This window comes from Lactovum odontotermitis (assembly GCF_054658595.1).
The window spans coordinates 1-16,626 of sequence record NZ_BAAGGQ010000015.1; the positions used below are offsets into that span (position 1 = coordinate 1).

Genomic DNA, 16,626 nt, shown 5'->3' on the forward strand with positions numbered 1-16,626 from the left:
GAAGTTAAGAAAGTGTATAAAACGCTTTCATTTTATTTGACTTTAAAATTTTCCTGACTTATAATGTTAATATATTAGGTTAATTAAGACAACCTGGCAGTTTAACTTAAAATCAAACAATGACATAAGAGAACAGAAGAAAATTTATGACAAAAAACACCTTTGAAATCCGCAATAACAAATTTTTCTTAAACAATCAGGAATTTAAACTCATCTCCGGCGCGATTCATTATTTCAGACTTCCAGCAGAGAGCTGGCGTCATTCACTATACAATCTCAAGGCAATGGGCGCAAACACAGTGGAAACTTATATTCCCTGGAATCTGCATGAGCCGCTTGAAGGCAAATATAATTTTGCAGGAAATCTTGATGTTCGAAAATTTGTGAAAACAGCTGAGAGAATGGGACTTTTCGTGATTCTCCGTCCCTCGCCTTACATCTGTGCGGAATGGGAATTCGGAGGTTTGCCCGCTTGGCTGTTAAATGACCGCAACATGAGAATCAGAAGCTCAGACCCGAAGTTCATCAGAAAAGTGGCCAACTACTATCAGCGGCTTTTCAAGGAAATTGCGCCTTTACAGATGACAGAAGCAGGCCCGGTACTCATGATGCAGCTTGAAAATGAATACGGCTCTTACGGAAATGATAAGAAGTACCTTGAAGCGGTTTACAGTTTGATGCTGAAAAACGGCTGTACAGTGCCGATTTTCACAGCTGACGGCGAATGGAAGGCAGCACAGCGCGCGGGAAATCTTGTCAATAAAGACGTTTTGCCGACTGGAAACTTCGGCTCCAATGCACCGGAAAACTTTCAGAAAATGCAGGATTTTTACGCTCAGGACTTTCCGCTGGTCTGCATGGAGTTCTGGGACGGCTGGTTTAACCGCTACGGTGAAAAGATTATCCGCCGGGACCCGGTTGAGCTGGCAGAGTCGTTTAAGGAGGCTCTCACGGCTGGCAGCGGGGTGAATCTCTATATGTTCCACGGCGGCACAAACTACGGCTTTATGAACGGCTGTTCTTCCCGAGGGAAAACTGACCTGCCGCAAATCACAAGCTACGACTATGATGCCCCGCTTGATGAAGCCGGCAATCCGACGCAGAAATTTTATGAGCTGCAGCGCGTGATTCATGAGCTTTACCCTGAAATTGAGCAGTGGGAGCCTCTGATTAAGAGTTTTATGACGCGCGAGCTGACGCTTACGGACAAGGTTTCGTATTTCAACACGAAGGACAAGATTTCTGAAATTCGGACGAATGCCCATCCTTTGACCATGGAAGAACTTGGACATTCTTACGGATATGTCCTTTATGAGAATGATTATCTGCGAGACGGGTCGGAGGAAAAGTTCAGGATTATTGATGCCTCTGACCGTGTCCAGTTCTATCTGAACGAGGAATTTATCTGTACGCAGTATCAGGAAGAAATTGGTGCGGAGATTAAAACGGAAATCAAGTCAGAAATGAACAAAGTCTCTATACTTGTCGAAAATATGGGACGTGTGAATTATGGCGCGCGGCTGCTGGCGGATTCTCAACGCAAGGGCATTCGCTCTGGTCTGATGAGCGACATTCACTATATGACGGGGAACTGGCGCCATTATTCGCTGCTGGATGAAAAGCTTTCAAAGGCAGATTTTAGTCAGGGCTGGCAGACAAATGTGCCGGCATTGTACAAATTCAACTTTGAGTTGAATATGGATTTTGAGGATTGCTATGTTGATATGACGGGCTTTGGGAAAGGCTTCGTGACGGTGAATGGCAAGAATATCGGGCGTTATTGGGAGAAGGGGCCTGTTCTTTCACTGTATTTGTCAAGGAGTTTTTTACATGAGGGTGAAAATGAAATCATTGTCTTTGAAACAGAAGGCAGATTTTCAGAAAAACTTTCACTCACAGACCATCCGGTTTATCTGGATGAAGATAATTAACGGCTTTAGGGCCACTTCTAAATTGTGTTTGTTAGATTTGGTCTTAAGGGCACCTCTAAAAACTCAGATTTCGTGATTTTGGCTAAATTTCCGAAATCCTGCGTCAGACCTCCTAGACTTACACCTGTAAGCCGTCGTCGGACTTCCTTGACTTTCGTAAATTTATCTCAAAAGTCACGAAAAGCAGTTTTTAGAGGTGCCCTTAACAAAAATAAATTTTTAGGAGGATACAAAAATGGCTTGGTGGCAAATTTTATTGCTTACCCTTTACAGCGGATGGGTGATTTTCGATGATGTGGGACCTGTGACCGGCTTTAACTTCCCAGTTACTGCAGGGCTTGTCAGCGGAGTCATCATGGGTGATGTCGGTGCGGGGCTTCTCATCGGCGGCAGCATGCAGCTGATGGTGCTTGGAATCGGAACGCCTGGCGGTGCCAGCAAGATTGATGCACAGTCCGGAGCGATTCTCGGCACGGCCTTTTCAGTCTCACTGCACATGAACACGTCGCTGGCGCTGACGACAATTGCGGTGCCGGTTGCTGCTCTGCTTGTCTACACGGATATTCTGGGGCGTATGGCCAACACTTTCTTTGCCCACAAAATCGACACAGAGGTTGAAAAAGAGAACTATAGTGCGATTGAACACTGGTTTCTTGCTGGTATTATTTCATGGACATTCAGTCGTATGATACCTGTGTTCTTTGCCTTGGCGTTCGGCAGCGGTCTGGTCACTTCACTGGTAAATGTCCTGACGGGCGATTTGAAATGGCTGGGTGACGGTCTGACGCTTGCGGGCGGTGTGCTTCCGGCTGTTGGTTTCGCGATTCTGCTTCGTTTTCTGCCTACAAAGCGTCATGTCGGCTATCTCATTCTCGGCTTTACCATCACGACGCTTCTGGCGACTGTGTTCACCAGCATTCAGACAATCGGCGGCTCTGTTGCCAGTCTCGGCAGTCTGGTGAAAGGCTTTACGCCGACAGGCACCTTCAATGGCTTGCCAATGCTTGCAATCGCTCTGATTGCCGGTGCACTTGCTTATCTCAATTATCAGCGCGAGTCTGCTGACGGCGGAAAAACTAATACGCCGACTGAGCCAAAACCAGATGAAGAAGGAGAAATTGAAGATGACGAATTCTAAGCCAAAGTACAAATTAACGGATAAAGACTTCCGTCAAATCAACAAACGCAGTCTGTTCTTTTTCCAGTCAGGCTGGAACTATGAGCGTATGCAGGGGTCAGGTTATCTCTATCACATTCTGCCTCAGCTGCGTAAAATCTATGGTGATAATACACCAGAGCTGAAAGAAATGATGCGCAGTCACACGCAGTTCTTCAATACCTCAAACTTTTTCAATACGATTATCACAGGTATTGACTTGGCTGTGGAAGAAAAAGAAGGCATTGAGTCCCGCTCGGCTGTTGAAGGTATCAAAACTGGTCTGCTGGGGCCGTTTGCGGCTATTGGTGATTCGCTGACGTCAATCACTTCAACAGTCACTGGGGCGCTCGCAGCGACGATGGCACTGCAGAAAAATCCTGCCGGTGTTGCGATTATGGTGGCAGTGCAGATTGTCTGGATTGTCTTTCGCTGGTCGCAGGTTAAGTGGGCCTACAAGCAAGGGACATCACTCGTCTCTGACTTGTCTGCGCGCTTCGGCTCTCTGATTAATTCAGCTACTTTGATGGGTGTCTTCATGGTAGGTGCTATGATTGCTTCAATCGTCCATGTCCAGCTGAATGTTACACCAATGATTGGTAAAGTGCCGTTCAACCTGCAGAACTCGATTAATCTTATTCTTCCTGGTTTGCTGCCGGCAGCGCTTGTAGGGCTGATTTACTGGCTGCTGGGCAAGAAAGGCATGACGAACCTCAGAGTGCTCTTCATTGTGCTGGTAGGTGCGGTTATCCTTGGTGCGACTGGCTGGGTCACCAAGTAAAGGTAAGAATATATTTTTGTAAAGGAGAATTGAATGACAATTATTAATGTACGTATAGATGGGCGCCTGATTCACGGGCAGGTCGCCATGCTGTGGACACCCTCACTTCAGATTGACCGTGTGATGGTGGTGGGCGATGTCATTGCGGCGGATGATTTCGGCAAAGAGGCGCTGAAGCTGGCAAAGCCGGCTGGTGTTCATCTTTCTGTTCTGCCTGTTGAAAAAGCAATCAATAATATCCTCGCGCATCGCTATGACACGCAAAGGCTCTTGATTGTCACACGCGAGATTGAAGCGCTTGTCGCGATGAAAAAAGCTGGTGTGGACATTTCAGAGATTAATGTCGGAAATGTTTCAAACGCTGACGGAAAAACCATGATTTACAAGTCTGTTTCCCTCTCGCCTGAAGAGGCAGCAGAGCTGCGCGAGCTTGATTCGCTCGGCGTGAAGCTTGTGCATCAGATGACACCGCAAGTGGCTGCGGAAGATTTTATGAAAACGTTGAATGAAAAAATGCCGCAGTAATGCTGTAAGCTGTGAAAAAATGTGAAAGGGGTGAAAAATCGCCCCTTTTTCTGAGAATAAGCAGGAAAATGACAAAAAAATATTTTAAAGGATTCTCAGCGGATGACCGGGAATTATTAAATAACACAGACCGCGGTTTTCGTCTAGAAACTTACTGCGATTTGTCAAACGGCCGGGGAATCTATCAGTACGCTGAAACGGATGCTATTGACGCGCTTAACAGAGAGTACAGGCTCTATCAGGATGACCATCCCGTTCTGGCTCAAGTTTACTTTTACCTGACCGGCTATAAGGCTCAGGATTTGGACAAAAAGGCCTTTGCTGTAATGGAAGCTTATTTTGACGCACTGAAAAAGCTGAATTTAAAGGCAGTGCTGCGCTTTGCCTATGTCTGGAAAGATAGGGAGGTACAAGCGCAGGAGCCTGAGCTCAAATGGATTTTGCGGCACTTGGACCAGCTCAAGGACTTCCTGGCTGCACACGAAAATCAGATTTTGACTCTGCAGGCAGGCATCATAGGCGCCTGGGGCGAATGGGCATTTAAAGCGCGTGAACGCATAGATGAGACTGCGGTGCTTCAGAAAGAACTGGAAATCATGCCGGAGACGATGCCGCTCCAAGTCCGTTATCTCAACATCCGTAACCGTAATGTTGACTGCGAAAGCAAGGCATTTCAGAAAATCGGCTTCCATGACGACTTTCTGATTGGAATCCCGCACGTCTGGAATTCTGCGGGCAAGAATGAGTTTTCCTTTGAGTACCGCCAGCTCAGCCAGGACTCAAAAAACGTCATCAATGACGGCGAGATGATTTGGTGGTGGGCAAATCCGATTTATCTGGACACGAAAATCATTGACCCTGTCTTATTTGCCAGACGCCTTGCGAGCGGACATTTCACCTCGCTGAGCCTGGCGCACAATTACCGGGAAATGGAATTCGGCAGCTTTGAGAAACAGACCTGGATTAATGAATTACGCCGCAACGGGCGTCCTGACAGCGAAGCAGAAGAAATTTCGCTGGAGAATTACACAGACTACTCATCTATGATACAATGGAAGCGTATCCTCATCACGCCGCAAATCATCGCGGAGAACAAGCTTCCCGTGCAGAAAGAATGGCTGCTGGACGAAAATGGACAAAGCCGCAGGCGCAGTTTCTACGAATATTTCCGTGATTATCTGGGCTACCGCATCCAGGCAGAGTCAATTGAAATCAAGGATTCGGCAGTGGTTACGATAAGTCTGAAAAACTACGGATTCAGTGCACCGCACGGCCTCAAAGCAATTGAATTTGTTCAGTTGAATGAAAAATTCGAGAAGATTGAAAGCTGCAAGTTTGCGGATTTGTCGGATTTTCAGACATTGGAGCAGGTCAGCCGTGAATTTTCTGGCCGCGCAGCTCATTACGGCATCGCCCTGATTGCGAAAGACGGCATGGCTAATCGCCTGGCAAATGATGAGATAAATTTTGTAAATGGAGTCAATGTTTTATTGTGAGTAATGTGAACAAGGTGAACAAAAAGTACAAAGCTGTCATTTTTGACATGGATGGTGTTTTAGTCGACACCGAGCGCTATTACATGAAGCACTGGAAGAAATTCTTTGCCTCCGCAGGCTTTGACCCGAATCTGGTAACCGAAAAAGACATCTTCGGCGGCCAGGCCAGACAAGTCCTGATGAAGCTCATGCCGACCTACAGCGAGGAAGAATATCAGAAACTGCGCGGCCAATGGAAAGCCTATTTCGCAAACGTCCATGCGCCCGTGAAAGAGCTGCTGTTTCCAGAGGTCAAACCGACATTGGAGTTTCTGAAAAACGCAGGCTGCAAGCTCGCGCTGGCCTCGTCCTCCACCTATGAAGAAATCGAAAACGTCCTGACGACGAACGAAATCGAACACTATTTTGATGAAATTCTATCAGGCGAGGACTTCAAGCAGAGCAAGCCGAATCCCGAGATTTACCAGACAGCCATGAAACGGCTGAAGGTTGAACCGACAGAAACGCTCATTATCGAAGACTCAAAAATCGGCATCGAAGCTGGGAAAGCTTCTGGCGCCACTGTTTGGGCGATTGAGTACAAAGACATTGATATTGACCAGTCTGAGGCGGATTTACTGATTGACAATTTACAGGCATTGCTTGCACTTTTGTGAACAAAATAGGCAAAGTTGTCGTGAATTCTCACTGGTTTGGAAATATTTCTGGAAGAATCTGAAGAACTGTTCGGAGTACTTGTACTCCGATTTTTTGTAGGGAAATATGTGAAAATGTTTTCAACTATTGAAAATGAAATTTAGATGTCTCAGAAGTATTGTGTAACCGCTGCCTTTTCTGTAAACTAGAGCTATCACAAAATATTTTTCAAAGGAGTTAGTTATGAAAGAAACATTCCAGAAGGCCACGCAGACTTTTGCGCGTGCCATCATCCAGCCCGTTATGTTTATGGCGGTGTCCGGACTCATCATCTCTGTCGCAGCGATTATGCGCATGGGATTTATGCCGCAGCTTCTAAAGAGCATCGGTGATTTCTTCTTCGGGATTACCACATCAGGTGTAATAGGGTCTCTGTCCATCATTTTCTGTATCGGAATTGCCACGGCTCTGGCTAAAAAGAAGACGGATGCTGCGATTACATCTGTCACAGCTTTTATGGTCTTTCTATTTGCCAATAATTCTTGGCTTAATCTGACCCATCGGCTGGCTAAGGCGGGTGAACAAGGGCTCTTCGGAACAGGACAAAACATGGTCATGGGCGTTCAGGTCAATGACATGGGGGTCTTCCTGGGAATTATTCTTGGCTGCATGGTTGGTTTTATGGTCAATCGTTTTGGAAACGTGAAATTTAACAAATACCTTTCGCCCTATGAGGGGACAAAATTCTCATTTGCTTTGACGATATTTGCGACGATTGCTCTCGCGATTGTCATCACTTATATTTGGCCGCTGATTAATTCCGGCGTTAACATCCTTGTGAGCGGGATGGCAAAAACTGGACCTTTCGGCTTTTTCGGCTATGGTTTCTTAAACAGAATGCTTCTTCCGGTGGGGATGCATCACCTGCTCTGGATGCCGCTCCATTATACACCGATGGGTGGAACAGCTGAAGTCGCTGGTCATACGGTTAGCGGTGCCTACAATATCTGGCTGGCTCAGCTTGGAAATATTGACAGTGTGACTCAGATGAATCCGGCGATTGGCTTCCTGACTAATTTTGGCCCATTGGCCTTTCCGATTGCCATCGCAGCAGCATTCATCAAAACCGCACGTCCGGAAAATAAGACAAAAGTCAAAGCCATTCTCTTTCCAACGGTTATTCTCGCAGCTTTGGCTGGAGTGACTGAACCGATTGAATTCCTTTTTCTCTTCACTGCTCCTGTGCTGTGGCTGGCGCATGCCATCATATTTGGACTGAGTTTCTTTGTTTCTAATATTTTAGGGCTAAGAGTCATGGTTGGAAGTATTCCTGAAACAATTCCGTCACTGTTTGTGCCTTTGAAGCTTGGGCATCAATATATGATTATTCCAATTATTATTGGAATTGCACTGCTTGAGTATTTTACTTTCAAGACTTTGATTGTCAAACTGAATCTTCCCACGCTTGGACGGGCGGCGGCAGAGGAAACTCAAGAAAGCGGGGTAAATTCGGCTGTTATTTCAAAAAACAAAGAGGCGGGGCTTGCTGTCATCGTTAAAGGACTCGGCGGCGTTTCAAATATCGCTGAGGTTTACAATTGCTACACCCGACTGCGCCTAGAGGTAAAAGATGCAAGCAAGGTGGATATAGAGTTGCTGAAAACCTATCCATCTTCAGGTGTGGTTGACAAGCAAAAACACATCCAGATTATTATCGGCATTGGCGTTGAGGAGCTCAGAGAATCTCTTGAAGCGTATATTGAGGATTTGAAAACGGGAGAAAAAATTCTTCCAGAAACGATTAGCCAGGCTAATGCAGATTCAGCACCCGTCTCAGGAAACATGCATAACTCTCAAGATTTATACAGTCCGGCAAATGGGGAAGTGATTGCCATTGAAGATGTTCCAGACCCGGTGTTTTCCAGCAAGGCATTAGGTAACGGCTTTGCAGTTAAAAATCATGATGGACAGGTCTATTCACCTGCAAATGGAAAAGTCACGAATATCTTTCCCACACTTCACGCGATTGGTCTCGAAACAGAAGAAGGAAATCAAGTCATGATTCACATGGGGATTGATACTGTGGATTTGCAGGGTAAACCTTTCACGATAAAGGTCAAAGAAGGTCAGAAAGTCAAGCAGGGAGAGCTTCTTGCGCAGATGGACAATGAATCAATAAGAGCAGCAAAGAAAGATCCAATGATTATTGTTGTGCTCATGCAGAATTTAGAAGGTGCACTTGTTAAGCAGGCCGGGGAATTTAGTCTGAAAAATGCTGTATTTTCAGCTTAGAAAGATTGAAAAAAACTCCGCTCTTTTAGCAGAAAACTAAGAGAGCGGAGTTTTATTTCCCATATTGCTTAACGAGGTACTCAAGCAGATTAAGACAATTTCCATAAAAATAATTAAGCCCCTGATTTTCTCGTTCAAGCTTGTCAGGACCGTTGTCAATGATGAAAGATAGGTCTGTTTCCTGTGTGAAACGGCTGTTTTTGGAAGCTGTGAACGCGACAACTTTTCCGCCGGATTTTTTACACTCTTCGATTTTAATCAGGCCTCGGCTGTTTTCGCCAGACTGAGAAAAGATAAATAAGGTGTGAGGAAGACCGTTTGAGACTAGGCTGATTTCTACGCCGTCTAAATCAACGGCGTAAATTTTTTTCAAGAGAAGCTTGCGGTAAAGGTAGTTTACTAAAAACTGGCAGAAACCTTCTCCATAAAGGTAAATTCGCTTATCAGAAAAAGTTTGCTGCAAAAGCTGGCTTATCTCCTCCGGATTAGCGTTGCTGGACACAAAAGGAAGAACTTCGATTTTTTCAAGCTCAGTGCTTCCAAATTCCTTTGACAGAAAGAAAATCATCTCCTTGAAGTTGTTAAATCCGCTTCGTTTGGCCAAACGGCTGATTGAGGCAGGAGAAGAGAAAGTCTTCTTGGCAATGACGCGAATATCCAGAGGTTCATTCTGCTGGATGGACTGGACGATGGTTTCAATCACCGGCTCGTCTTCAGGACGCAGAGAGTTGCCGGGAAGAAGCCGGTCCAAGTAGTAAATTTTTGTCATTATCACTCCGTAATGTGAAAATATTTTCAGTTGTTGAAAGCATGCACAACCGCATGGAAAGCTATTGCGAACGCTTACTTATACTAGTATACTTTATTTGTAATGAAAATCCAATAAATGAAATGAAAAAGGAGATAAATTGAAAAAAGTAATTATTAATGCGGATGATTTTGGTTACTCATCTACAGTTACTCGTGGAATTTTTAAAGCTTTCCAAGAAGGACTGGTGTCTTCAACGACACTGATGGCGAATATGCCGGGGCGCGATGAGGCTATTCAGTTAGCAAAAGAGAATCCAGAATTAGGTGTAGGTGCACATCTGGTTCTGACCTGCGGCAGGCCAATGTCAGCGCGAAAAAGTCTAACAACTGAAGAAGGCAAATTTTATCGCCTGGCTGATTATCCAGTGGCAAGGAAAAAAATGCTGGACCAGGAAATTTATGAGGAATGGTCCTCTCAAATTGATTATCTGCTTAATGCTGGAGTTGCCCTGACGCACTTGGACAGCCATCATCATGTGCATTCATTCCCGGAAAATGAATGCATTGTACTGGAATTGGCAAATAAGTACCATCTAACATTCAGAAATTATGACGGATTAGAGGAAAGGGTAAAACTTCCGAATCAACAGGGAATTCGCGGATTCGCAGACTTGATGAATTATCCTTTTATCAGAAATATGGAAAAGTCCTACGAGATTGTCAAAGAAGACTGCTACAAAGAAATTCAAAAAGTTCTGGACAATGTAACGGAAGATGTCACAGAACTTATGGTACATCCGGCCTTTATCGATGAAGCCTTATACTTCGGTTCATCTTTTAATCTTCAGAGAATGCGGGAAGTCGAAATATTGACAGACCCGAAGGTGAAAGAAATGTTTGAAGCAAATGAACTGGAAATTATCCACTACTAAAAAACAAAAAAGAGGAAAAAATCAAATGGGAAATAAATTTGTTATGATTGGCGGCGGCTCCACACAGTCGCCAGGGATACTGGAAGTTCTGCGTCAGCGCGCAGAAGAGCTCAATCTGACTGACCTGGTTTTATACGACATTGACAAAAGCCGTGTTGACCTGCTTGGGCAGTACACGAAAATGTATTATGCAGAAACGGGCTCAACCGTTAATGTCACATATACAACGGACATTGACCTGGCTCTGAAAGATGCAGACTTCTTGTTCATGCAGATTCGTCCAGGACTTAACAAGCAGCGTGCAGTCGATGAGAAAATCTGCATTAAAAATGGCCTGATTGGTCAAGAAACTTGTGGTCTCGGCGGTTTCTCTTTTGCAATGCGTGTCATTCCGGCAGTGCTGGAAATCATTCGTAAAGTCAAGGAAATCTGTCCTGACGCTTGGATTTTGAATTATACCAATCCGGAAGCGATTCTTTCTGAGGCTATTCATCAAGAATTTCCCACAGCAAAAGTTCTCTGCATCTGTGACATGCCGATTTCGATTGAGGGCGCGATTGCCAAATATTTCGGGAAAGCACACCGTGATTTGACTTTCAAGTATTTCGGGCTGAATCATTTCGGCTGGTGGACGCAGATTATTGATGAAAATGGGACTGATTTGCTGCCGCAGCTTCGTGAAGACGTTGTCACCGGAAAAATTGACACGCTCCTGATGTCAAACGAAGAAACAATCGGCGACGATTACTGGGTTGAAACCTACAAGCAAATGATTAGCATATTTAAACGTTTCCCTGAATATTTTCCCAACTGTTACCTGCAGTATTATCTGACGCCGGACGAGGCCTTCAAGCATCTTGACGCCGGCTTCACACGCGGTGACTATGTCATGCAAGGGCGCGAGAAACGAATCTATGACGAATGCAGACGCGTTATCGCAAACGGCAGTGCGAAAGATTCCAGCCTTCATGCGGGCGTTCACGGCAACTATATCGTCGACATTGCCTACGCCATCATCCACAATACCCGCGAGCGATTTGTCGTCAATCAGAAGAATCACGGCGCGATTTCCAACTTCGACGCAGAAGCCGTAGTTGAAGTCCCGGCCTACATCGGGAGTGCCGGTGCAGAAACAATCAACATCGGAAAAATACCAGTTTTCCAGAAAGGTTTGATGGAAATGCAAAAAGCTTACGAGCAGAAAACAGTAGAAGCAGCCATGACAGATTCCTATCAGACGGCCATTGAAGCCATGATGCTGAACAAAACAGTCCCAGATTACACCATTGGTAAAAAAGTACTTGACGAGCTTTACGAAGCAAACGTGGACTATTGGGGTGAATGGAAATAATTGCTTTACTTTGAGACAGTTTGCATGAAAGATGGGATTGATTGCAGAAAAACAGTGCAAAGTTGTCGTGAATTTTCACAGGTTTGAAAATATTCTGTCAGAATTCACAAAAACTGAAAAACTTTTCCCGAAAAAATGAAAACTAGGTGCAATCGATGTCATCTAGTTTTTGATTTGGAAAAATTTCCTGAAAACCATTGCTGGATTTGAAAGTCTTTCCGATTTGTGCATGATAAACTTTTTACAAGAAGGGTACAGTGCGTCCCCTTAAATGCATCAAGCAACATGCAGGAGGTAAAATGTTTCAACTTACAGACGACGAATTAAAAGCCAAAGGTGCGCTCAATACGGTGCATGAAGTGCTCGGGCAGCCGGCACTCTGGCGTAAGGCATTCAAAGAATATCTGGACAATAAGGAAAAAATTGCTGAATTTCTGGATATGATTTCGGCTCAGCATCCTTATGTGCGCGTGATTTTCACGGGTGCGGGCAGCTCGCAGTATGTTGGCGATACAGTGGTGAAGAGCTTGATAGAGCTTGGCGACACGAAGCGTTTCCGCTTTGAAAGTATCGGCTCAACGGATATTGTTTCTGCACCGCAGTCAACACTTGAAAAAGACACACCAACCTTGCTTGTCTCATTTGCGCGCTCCGGGAATTCTCCTGAGTCGACGGCAGCAGTTGAGGTTGTTGAACAGTATGTCAAGAATTCTTATCAGCTGTCAATCACTTGCGCGGTCGACGGGGAGCTTTCAAAGAAATTGGACAGTATGCCCAATGCGCTGAATTATGTTTTACCGCCGGAGTCACTGGATTTGGGCTTTGCGATGACAGGCTCATTCTCAACCATGACGCTGCTTGCGACCTTGATTTTCTCGCACGAATCAGACGATGAGAAGAGCCGGCAGGTTGAAATGGCGGCGCATGCGGTTGAAGGCGTGATTGCGCGTGAGACGGAAATCTCGGCTTATTTGCCGGACAGCTTAAATCGCGTGGTTTACGTCGGCTCTGGTCCTCTGGCCGGCTTGACACGCGAAGCCCAGCTCAAAATTCTAGAATTGACCGCCGGCCAAGTCGCAACTGTCTTTGACTCCTCAATGGGCCTGCGCCACGGACCGAAATCCTTCATAAACGACAAAACTGCCGTCTTTGTCTTTGGCTCAAACAATGACTATACGCGCCAATATGACCTTGACCTCTACAAAGAAGTAAAAGAAGACGGGATTGCAGCAAGGACTGTGCTGATTGGACAAGCTGTCGAAGAAGGCTTCAGCTATGAAGCAGCGGAAAAGATTCACCCGGCCTACCAAGTCTTCCCGTCCCTTGTCTTTGCTCATATCATCGCCTTGACCGCTTCGCTCAATGTCGGCAATACGCCGGACACACCGTCAGTCACAGGCACTGTCAACCGTGTCGTTAAAGGCGTGACGATTTATCCGCTGTGATTTTAAGGAGATTTTAGATGACAAGAAAAGAACATTTTCAAAACTTATTGAGCAGTGAAGGCACGATTGCGGCACTGGCCATCGACCAGCGCGGGGCTTTACGTAAAATGATGGAAAAAGACCAGCCAATGCCGGCGACAGATGCCCAGATTAAGGCTTTCAAGTCCATTATTTCCGAAGAGCTGACGCCCTATGCCTCGGCAATCCTGCTGGACGCTGAATACGGCATTGAGGCCAGTCGGAAGCGTCACGCCAGCTGCGGACTTTTGACTTCTTACGAAAAAACAGGCTATGATGCCACTCAGCCCGGCCGTTTCCCGGATATTCTGGACGTCTGGTCAGTGCGCCGCTTGCGTGAAGCTGGTTCTGACTCCTGCAAATTCCTGCTTTACTACGATGTGGACGAGCCTGACGCCATCAATGAGCGCAAGAAGGCATTTATTGAGCGAATCGGTTCAGAATGTGCAGCTGAAGAACTCCCATTCTTTCTGGAAGTTGTGACCTATGACGCTAATATCACAGATGCTGCGTCAGCCGAGTATGCAAAAATCAAGCCAGCTAAGGTCAATGAAATGATGAAGGTTTTCTCAGATTCTCGTTACGGCATTGATTGCCTGAAGGTCGAAGTGCCTGTCAATATGAAATTTGTTGAGGGTTATGGTGAGGGGGAGATTGTTTACAGCAAAGAAGAGGCGCAGGCCGCATTTAAGGCTCAGGCCGAGTCAACACAGCTGCCGTTTATCTTTTTGTCTGCTGGTGTAAGCCCCGAGCTCTTCAACGAGACCTTGTATTTTGCCAAAGAAGCAGGCAGCACATTTAATGGTGTGCTCTGCGGACGCGCGACCTGGGCAGGTGCTGTCGAAGTCTTCATCAAAGAGGGGGAAGCAGGCGCAAGAGCTTGGTGCCAAAAAGTCGGACGCCAGAATATTGAGACATTAAACGAGACACTGTTGAAAACAGCGACTGCTGTTAATTTGTAAAATTAGGAAAATTTTCCAGGAAAATGTTGGATGATGTGGAAATTTTCCTGAATGTAAGCGTTATAATAAAGTTATAGACTCATTTGTCTATAATTTTATTTTTATTGTGGAAAGCCGAGCCCTTGGGCGAATGCTATTCGAGGAGAAAAAAATGACGGAACCGAATATTTTATTAACACGTATTGACAATCGCCTGATTCATGGACAAGTCGGCGTCACCTGGACAAAAACTTTAGGGGCGAATCTGATTGTGGTGGCAGATGACGAGGCTGCAACGGATACGGTAGCTCAGGAGCTGATGTCTATGACTGCAGAGAGTTCCGGCGCCGGCGTCCGCTTTTTCACACTGCAGCGCACGATTGACATTATCGGAAAAGCTGCACCGTTTCAGAAGATTTTTCTGGTGGTCAGAAACCCGCACTCTGCACGTGTGCTGATTGAAGCTGGAGTCCCGATTAAACAGCTGAATGTCGGGAATATGCACTTTTCAGAGGGCAAGCATGCCTTGAGCAAGAAAGTTTATGTCGACGAGCAGGAAGCCGCAGATTTGAACGCCATCATCAGAGACGGCGTCGAGGTCTATATTCAGGATGTGCCGGGCGACTCGAAAGATGTGCTCAAAGACGTCAAGTAATGAAAGCAGTTTGTAAAAGTGGACAGACTGTTTAAAATAATTAATAGTAGGAGGTAAAGGAATGCAAATCACATTGGTTCAAGGTCTTCTTCTTGCGGTTGCAGCAATCATTCAAGGGGTTGACTTCTGGCTGGAGGGGCTTTATATTTTCCGCCCTATCATTGTTGCGACGGTTGCCGGCATTATTCTAGGCGATGTGCAGACAGGTCTGATTGTCGGCGGTGTGACGGAGCTGGCTTTTGCAGGTTTAACGCCTGCAGGCGGAACACAGCCGCCTAACCCGATTCTGGCAGCTGTGATGGGCGTCGTCATTGCGCATACAACTGGTGCGGAGCCTCAGGCTGCGATGGCGCTGGCACTGCCATTCTCACTGCTGATGCAGTATGTCATCCTGTTCTTCTATTCTGCTTTTGCTTTCTTTATGCGCCAGATTGATACGGCTGCGCATGAGGGAGACACCAAGAAAGTCGCCCAGATTCACTTCGTGACGACGGGAATTGTGGCAGTGACTTACGGCGTCGTGGTTTTCCTGACGGCTTATCTGGCTCAGACGCCGATGAAACAGTTTGTGGCTTCTCTGCCGAGCTGGCTGACGCACGGCTTTGAAGTTATCGGAGGTATTCTGCCGGCGATTGGTTTTGCCATGCTGCTGAATACCATGCTGAAGATGGAATTCATGCCCTTCCTGCTGATTGGTTTTATTCTGGCCACATTCCTGAATTTTTCGAATTTACTACCGGTTGCCGTTGTAGGCTTTGCACTCGCACTGTTTACTTACACAATTGACCAGAAAATCAAGAATAATAAGCCGACCATGCCTCCGCTCAACAGCGGCGGAAATAATCCGGACGAGGAGGACTTCTCAAATGGCATCTGATGAAATTAAAAATGAAGCAGGAGAAGTGCCTGCAGCAGCTAAAACTGTGCGTGTTTTGACGAAAAAAGACATCAACCATCTGGCGGTGCGCTCTGTCTACCTGCAGGCCAGCATGAACTATGAGCGTATGCAGGCCGGCGGTTTCATGTTCTCGCAGCTGCCTTATCTGAAGAAAATTTATAAGGATGACAAAGAGGGCTTAAAGGCCGCAATGGTTGATAACATTGAGTTTATCAACACGAGCCCGCATCTGGCCGGCTTTCTGATGGCACTCCTTTTGTCAATGGAAGAAGGACACGAAGACCGGGCAACCATCCGCGGCCTGAAAAATGCGATTTTCGGACCAATGGCGGGAATCGGCGATGCCATCTTCTGGTTTACGATATTGCCGATTTTAGCGGGAATTTGTTCATCAATGGCAATCGGCGGAAGCATTCTTGGCCCAATTCTGTTTTTTGTCGCTTATTGCTTAATTTTTGCGACACGTTTTTTTACAACACGTCTAGGTTATAATCTCGGCGTCAAAGCTATTCCGATGATTAAACAGCAGTCTGAGACAATCGGCCACGCGGCAACTGTCCTCGGTGTGACCGTTATCGGCGGCCTGATTGCTTCATATGTCCACATCACAGTTCTAACCAAGTTCGTCATCAACAAAGACAGCAAACTCGACCTGCAGACCGGCTTCTTCGACCACATCCTGCCGAATATCCTGCCCTTTGCCTTCGTCTTCCTGCTCTACTACCTCATCCGCAAAAAGAAGATGAACCCGATTATCCTAATCGTCGGAACCTTCGTTCTAGTCTTAATCTTGTCATTCTTCGGCATACTTTAATTAAA

The 16,626-nt window shown here is 46.0% G+C and carries 15 protein-coding genes; 14 read left to right on the plus strand and 1 reads right to left on the minus strand.

Annotation, left to right across the window (positions count from 1 at the left end):
- Nucleotides 1–146 precede the first annotated feature (146 nt).
- From ACYQ2E_RS08475 to ACYQ2E_RS08505, 7 genes are all read left to right on the plus strand, one after another.
- Nucleotides 147–1,931 (plus strand): glycoside hydrolase family 35 protein, encoded by a 1,785-nt coding sequence (locus tag ACYQ2E_RS08475; RefSeq protein WP_460017628.1) that lies wholly within the window; start codon nt 147–149, stop codon nt 1,929–1,931.
- Between the two features lie 235 nt (nt 1,932–2,166).
- Nucleotides 2,167–3,069 carry a PTS mannose/fructose/sorbose/N-acetylgalactosamine transporter subunit IIC gene (locus ACYQ2E_RS08480; RefSeq protein WP_460017629.1) on the plus strand — a complete coding sequence of 301 codons (903 nt, stop codon included), beginning with the start codon at nt 2,167–2,169 and terminating at the stop codon, nt 3,067–3,069.
- Complete coding sequence (locus tag ACYQ2E_RS08485; RefSeq protein WP_460017630.1) at nt 3,056–3,868, plus strand: PTS system mannose/fructose/sorbose family transporter subunit IID; 813 nt, start codon at nt 3,056–3,058, stop codon at nt 3,866–3,868. Before ACYQ2E_RS08480 ends, ACYQ2E_RS08485 begins: the two co-directional genes overlap by 14 nt.
- Before the next feature lie 33 nt (nt 3,869–3,901).
- A complete protein-coding gene (locus ACYQ2E_RS08490) occupies nt 3,902–4,393 on the plus strand; it encodes a PTS system mannose/fructose/N-acetylgalactosamine-transporter subunit IIB (protein WP_460017631.1) in 492 nt (163 codons plus the stop codon).
- A gap of 68 nt (nt 4,394–4,461) precedes the next feature.
- Nucleotides 4,462–5,889, plus strand: a complete 1,428-nt coding sequence (locus tag ACYQ2E_RS08495) for a DUF4874 domain-containing protein (RefSeq protein WP_460017632.1) — start codon at nt 4,462–4,464, stop codon at nt 5,887–5,889.
- Nucleotides 5,886–6,545 carry an HAD family hydrolase gene (locus tag ACYQ2E_RS08500; RefSeq protein ID WP_460017633.1) on the plus strand — a complete coding sequence of 220 codons (660 nt, stop codon included), beginning with the start codon at nt 5,886–5,888 and terminating at the stop codon, nt 6,543–6,545. Before ACYQ2E_RS08495 ends, ACYQ2E_RS08500 begins: the two co-directional genes overlap by 4 nt.
- Before the next feature lie 223 nt (nt 6,546–6,768).
- The gene (locus ACYQ2E_RS08505; protein ID WP_460017634.1) at nt 6,769–8,817 is read left to right on the plus strand and encodes a glucose PTS transporter subunit IIA; all 2,049 of its coding nucleotides are present in this window, start codon (nt 6,769–6,771) and stop codon (nt 8,815–8,817) included.
- A gap of 52 nt (nt 8,818–8,869) precedes the next feature.
- On the opposite strand, the gene ACYQ2E_RS08510 is transcribed toward ACYQ2E_RS08505, so the two are convergent.
- Nucleotides 8,870–9,586, minus strand: coding sequence for a MurR/RpiR family transcriptional regulator (locus ACYQ2E_RS08510; protein WP_460017635.1), 717 nt, complete (start codon nt 9,584–9,586; stop codon nt 8,870–8,872).
- 139 nt (nt 9,587–9,725) lie between these two features.
- Between ACYQ2E_RS08510 and ACYQ2E_RS08515 the strand changes: the two genes are divergently transcribed.
- The 7 genes from ACYQ2E_RS08515 to agaD all read left to right on the plus strand — a co-directional run bounded on the left by ACYQ2E_RS08515 (nt 9,726) and on the right by agaD (nt 16,621).
- On the plus strand, nt 9,726–10,499 hold the full coding sequence (locus ACYQ2E_RS08515; RefSeq protein ID WP_460017636.1) for a carbohydrate deacetylase: 774 nt from the start codon (nt 9,726–9,728) through the stop codon (nt 10,497–10,499).
- Nucleotides 10,500–10,524: 25 nt separating this feature from the next.
- Nucleotides 10,525–11,850, plus strand: coding sequence for a family 4 glycosyl hydrolase (locus ACYQ2E_RS08520; protein ID WP_460017637.1), 1,326 nt, complete (start codon nt 10,525–10,527; stop codon nt 11,848–11,850).
- Nucleotides 11,851–12,149: 299 nt separating this feature from the next.
- Entirely contained in the window at nt 12,150–13,295 is a 1,146-nt protein-coding gene (gene agaS, locus ACYQ2E_RS08525) for an SIS domain-containing protein (protein ID WP_460017638.1), read from the plus strand.
- Nucleotides 13,296–13,312: 17 nt separating this feature from the next.
- Complete coding sequence (gene lacD / locus ACYQ2E_RS08530; RefSeq protein WP_460017639.1) at nt 13,313–14,275, plus strand: tagatose-bisphosphate aldolase; 963 nt, start codon at nt 13,313–13,315, stop codon at nt 14,273–14,275.
- A 151-nt stretch (nt 14,276–14,426) separates the two neighbouring features.
- Nucleotides 14,427–14,909 carry a PTS galactosamine transporter subunit IIB gene (gene agaB / locus ACYQ2E_RS08535; RefSeq protein WP_460017640.1) on the plus strand — a complete coding sequence of 161 codons (483 nt, stop codon included), beginning with the start codon at nt 14,427–14,429 and terminating at the stop codon, nt 14,907–14,909.
- Nucleotides 14,910–14,970: 61 nt separating this feature from the next.
- Nucleotides 14,971–15,786, plus strand: coding sequence for a PTS galactosamine transporter subunit IIC (agaC, locus tag ACYQ2E_RS08540; RefSeq protein WP_460017641.1), 816 nt, complete (start codon nt 14,971–14,973; stop codon nt 15,784–15,786).
- The gene (agaD, locus tag ACYQ2E_RS08545) at nt 15,776–16,621 is read left to right on the plus strand and encodes a PTS galactosamine transporter subunit IID (protein WP_460017642.1); all 846 of its coding nucleotides are present in this window, start codon (nt 15,776–15,778) and stop codon (nt 16,619–16,621) included. Before agaC ends, agaD begins: the two co-directional genes overlap by 11 nt.
- The last annotated feature ends 5 nt before the right edge of the window (nt 16,622–16,626 follow it).

Excerpts from the sequence above, each read along its gene's own strand:
- ACYQ2E_RS08475 (WP_460017628.1), top strand. The coding sequence starts at position 147 with ATGACAAAAAACACCTTTGAAATCCGCAATAACAAATTTTTCTTAAAC.
- ACYQ2E_RS08480 (WP_460017629.1), top strand. The coding sequence starts at position 2,167 with ATGGCTTGGTGGCAAATTTTATTGCTTACCCTTTACAGCGGATGGGTG.
- ACYQ2E_RS08485 (WP_460017630.1), top strand. The coding sequence starts at position 3,056 with ATGACGAATTCTAAGCCAAAGTACAAATTAACGGATAAAGACTTCCGT.
- ACYQ2E_RS08490 (WP_460017631.1), top strand. The coding sequence starts at position 3,902 with ATGACAATTATTAATGTACGTATAGATGGGCGCCTGATTCACGGGCAG.
- ACYQ2E_RS08495 (WP_460017632.1), top strand. The coding sequence starts at position 4,462 with ATGACAAAAAAATATTTTAAAGGATTCTCAGCGGATGACCGGGAATTA.
- ACYQ2E_RS08505 (WP_460017634.1), top strand. The coding sequence starts at position 6,769 with ATGAAAGAAACATTCCAGAAGGCCACGCAGACTTTTGCGCGTGCCATC.
- ACYQ2E_RS08510 (WP_460017635.1), bottom strand. The coding sequence starts at position 9,586 with ATGACAAAAATTTACTACTTGGACCGGCTTCTTCCCGGCAACTCTCTG.
- ACYQ2E_RS08520 (WP_460017637.1), top strand. The coding sequence starts at position 10,525 with ATGGGAAATAAATTTGTTATGATTGGCGGCGGCTCCACACAGTCGCCA.
- agaS (WP_460017638.1), top strand. The coding sequence starts at position 12,150 with ATGTTTCAACTTACAGACGACGAATTAAAAGCCAAAGGTGCGCTCAAT.
- lacD (WP_460017639.1), top strand. The coding sequence starts at position 13,313 with ATGACAAGAAAAGAACATTTTCAAAACTTATTGAGCAGTGAAGGCACG.
- agaB (WP_460017640.1), top strand. The coding sequence starts at position 14,427 with ATGACGGAACCGAATATTTTATTAACACGTATTGACAATCGCCTGATT.
- agaC (WP_460017641.1), top strand. The coding sequence starts at position 14,971 with ATGCAAATCACATTGGTTCAAGGTCTTCTTCTTGCGGTTGCAGCAATC.
- agaD (WP_460017642.1), top strand. The coding sequence starts at position 15,776 with ATGGCATCTGATGAAATTAAAAATGAAGCAGGAGAAGTGCCTGCAGCA.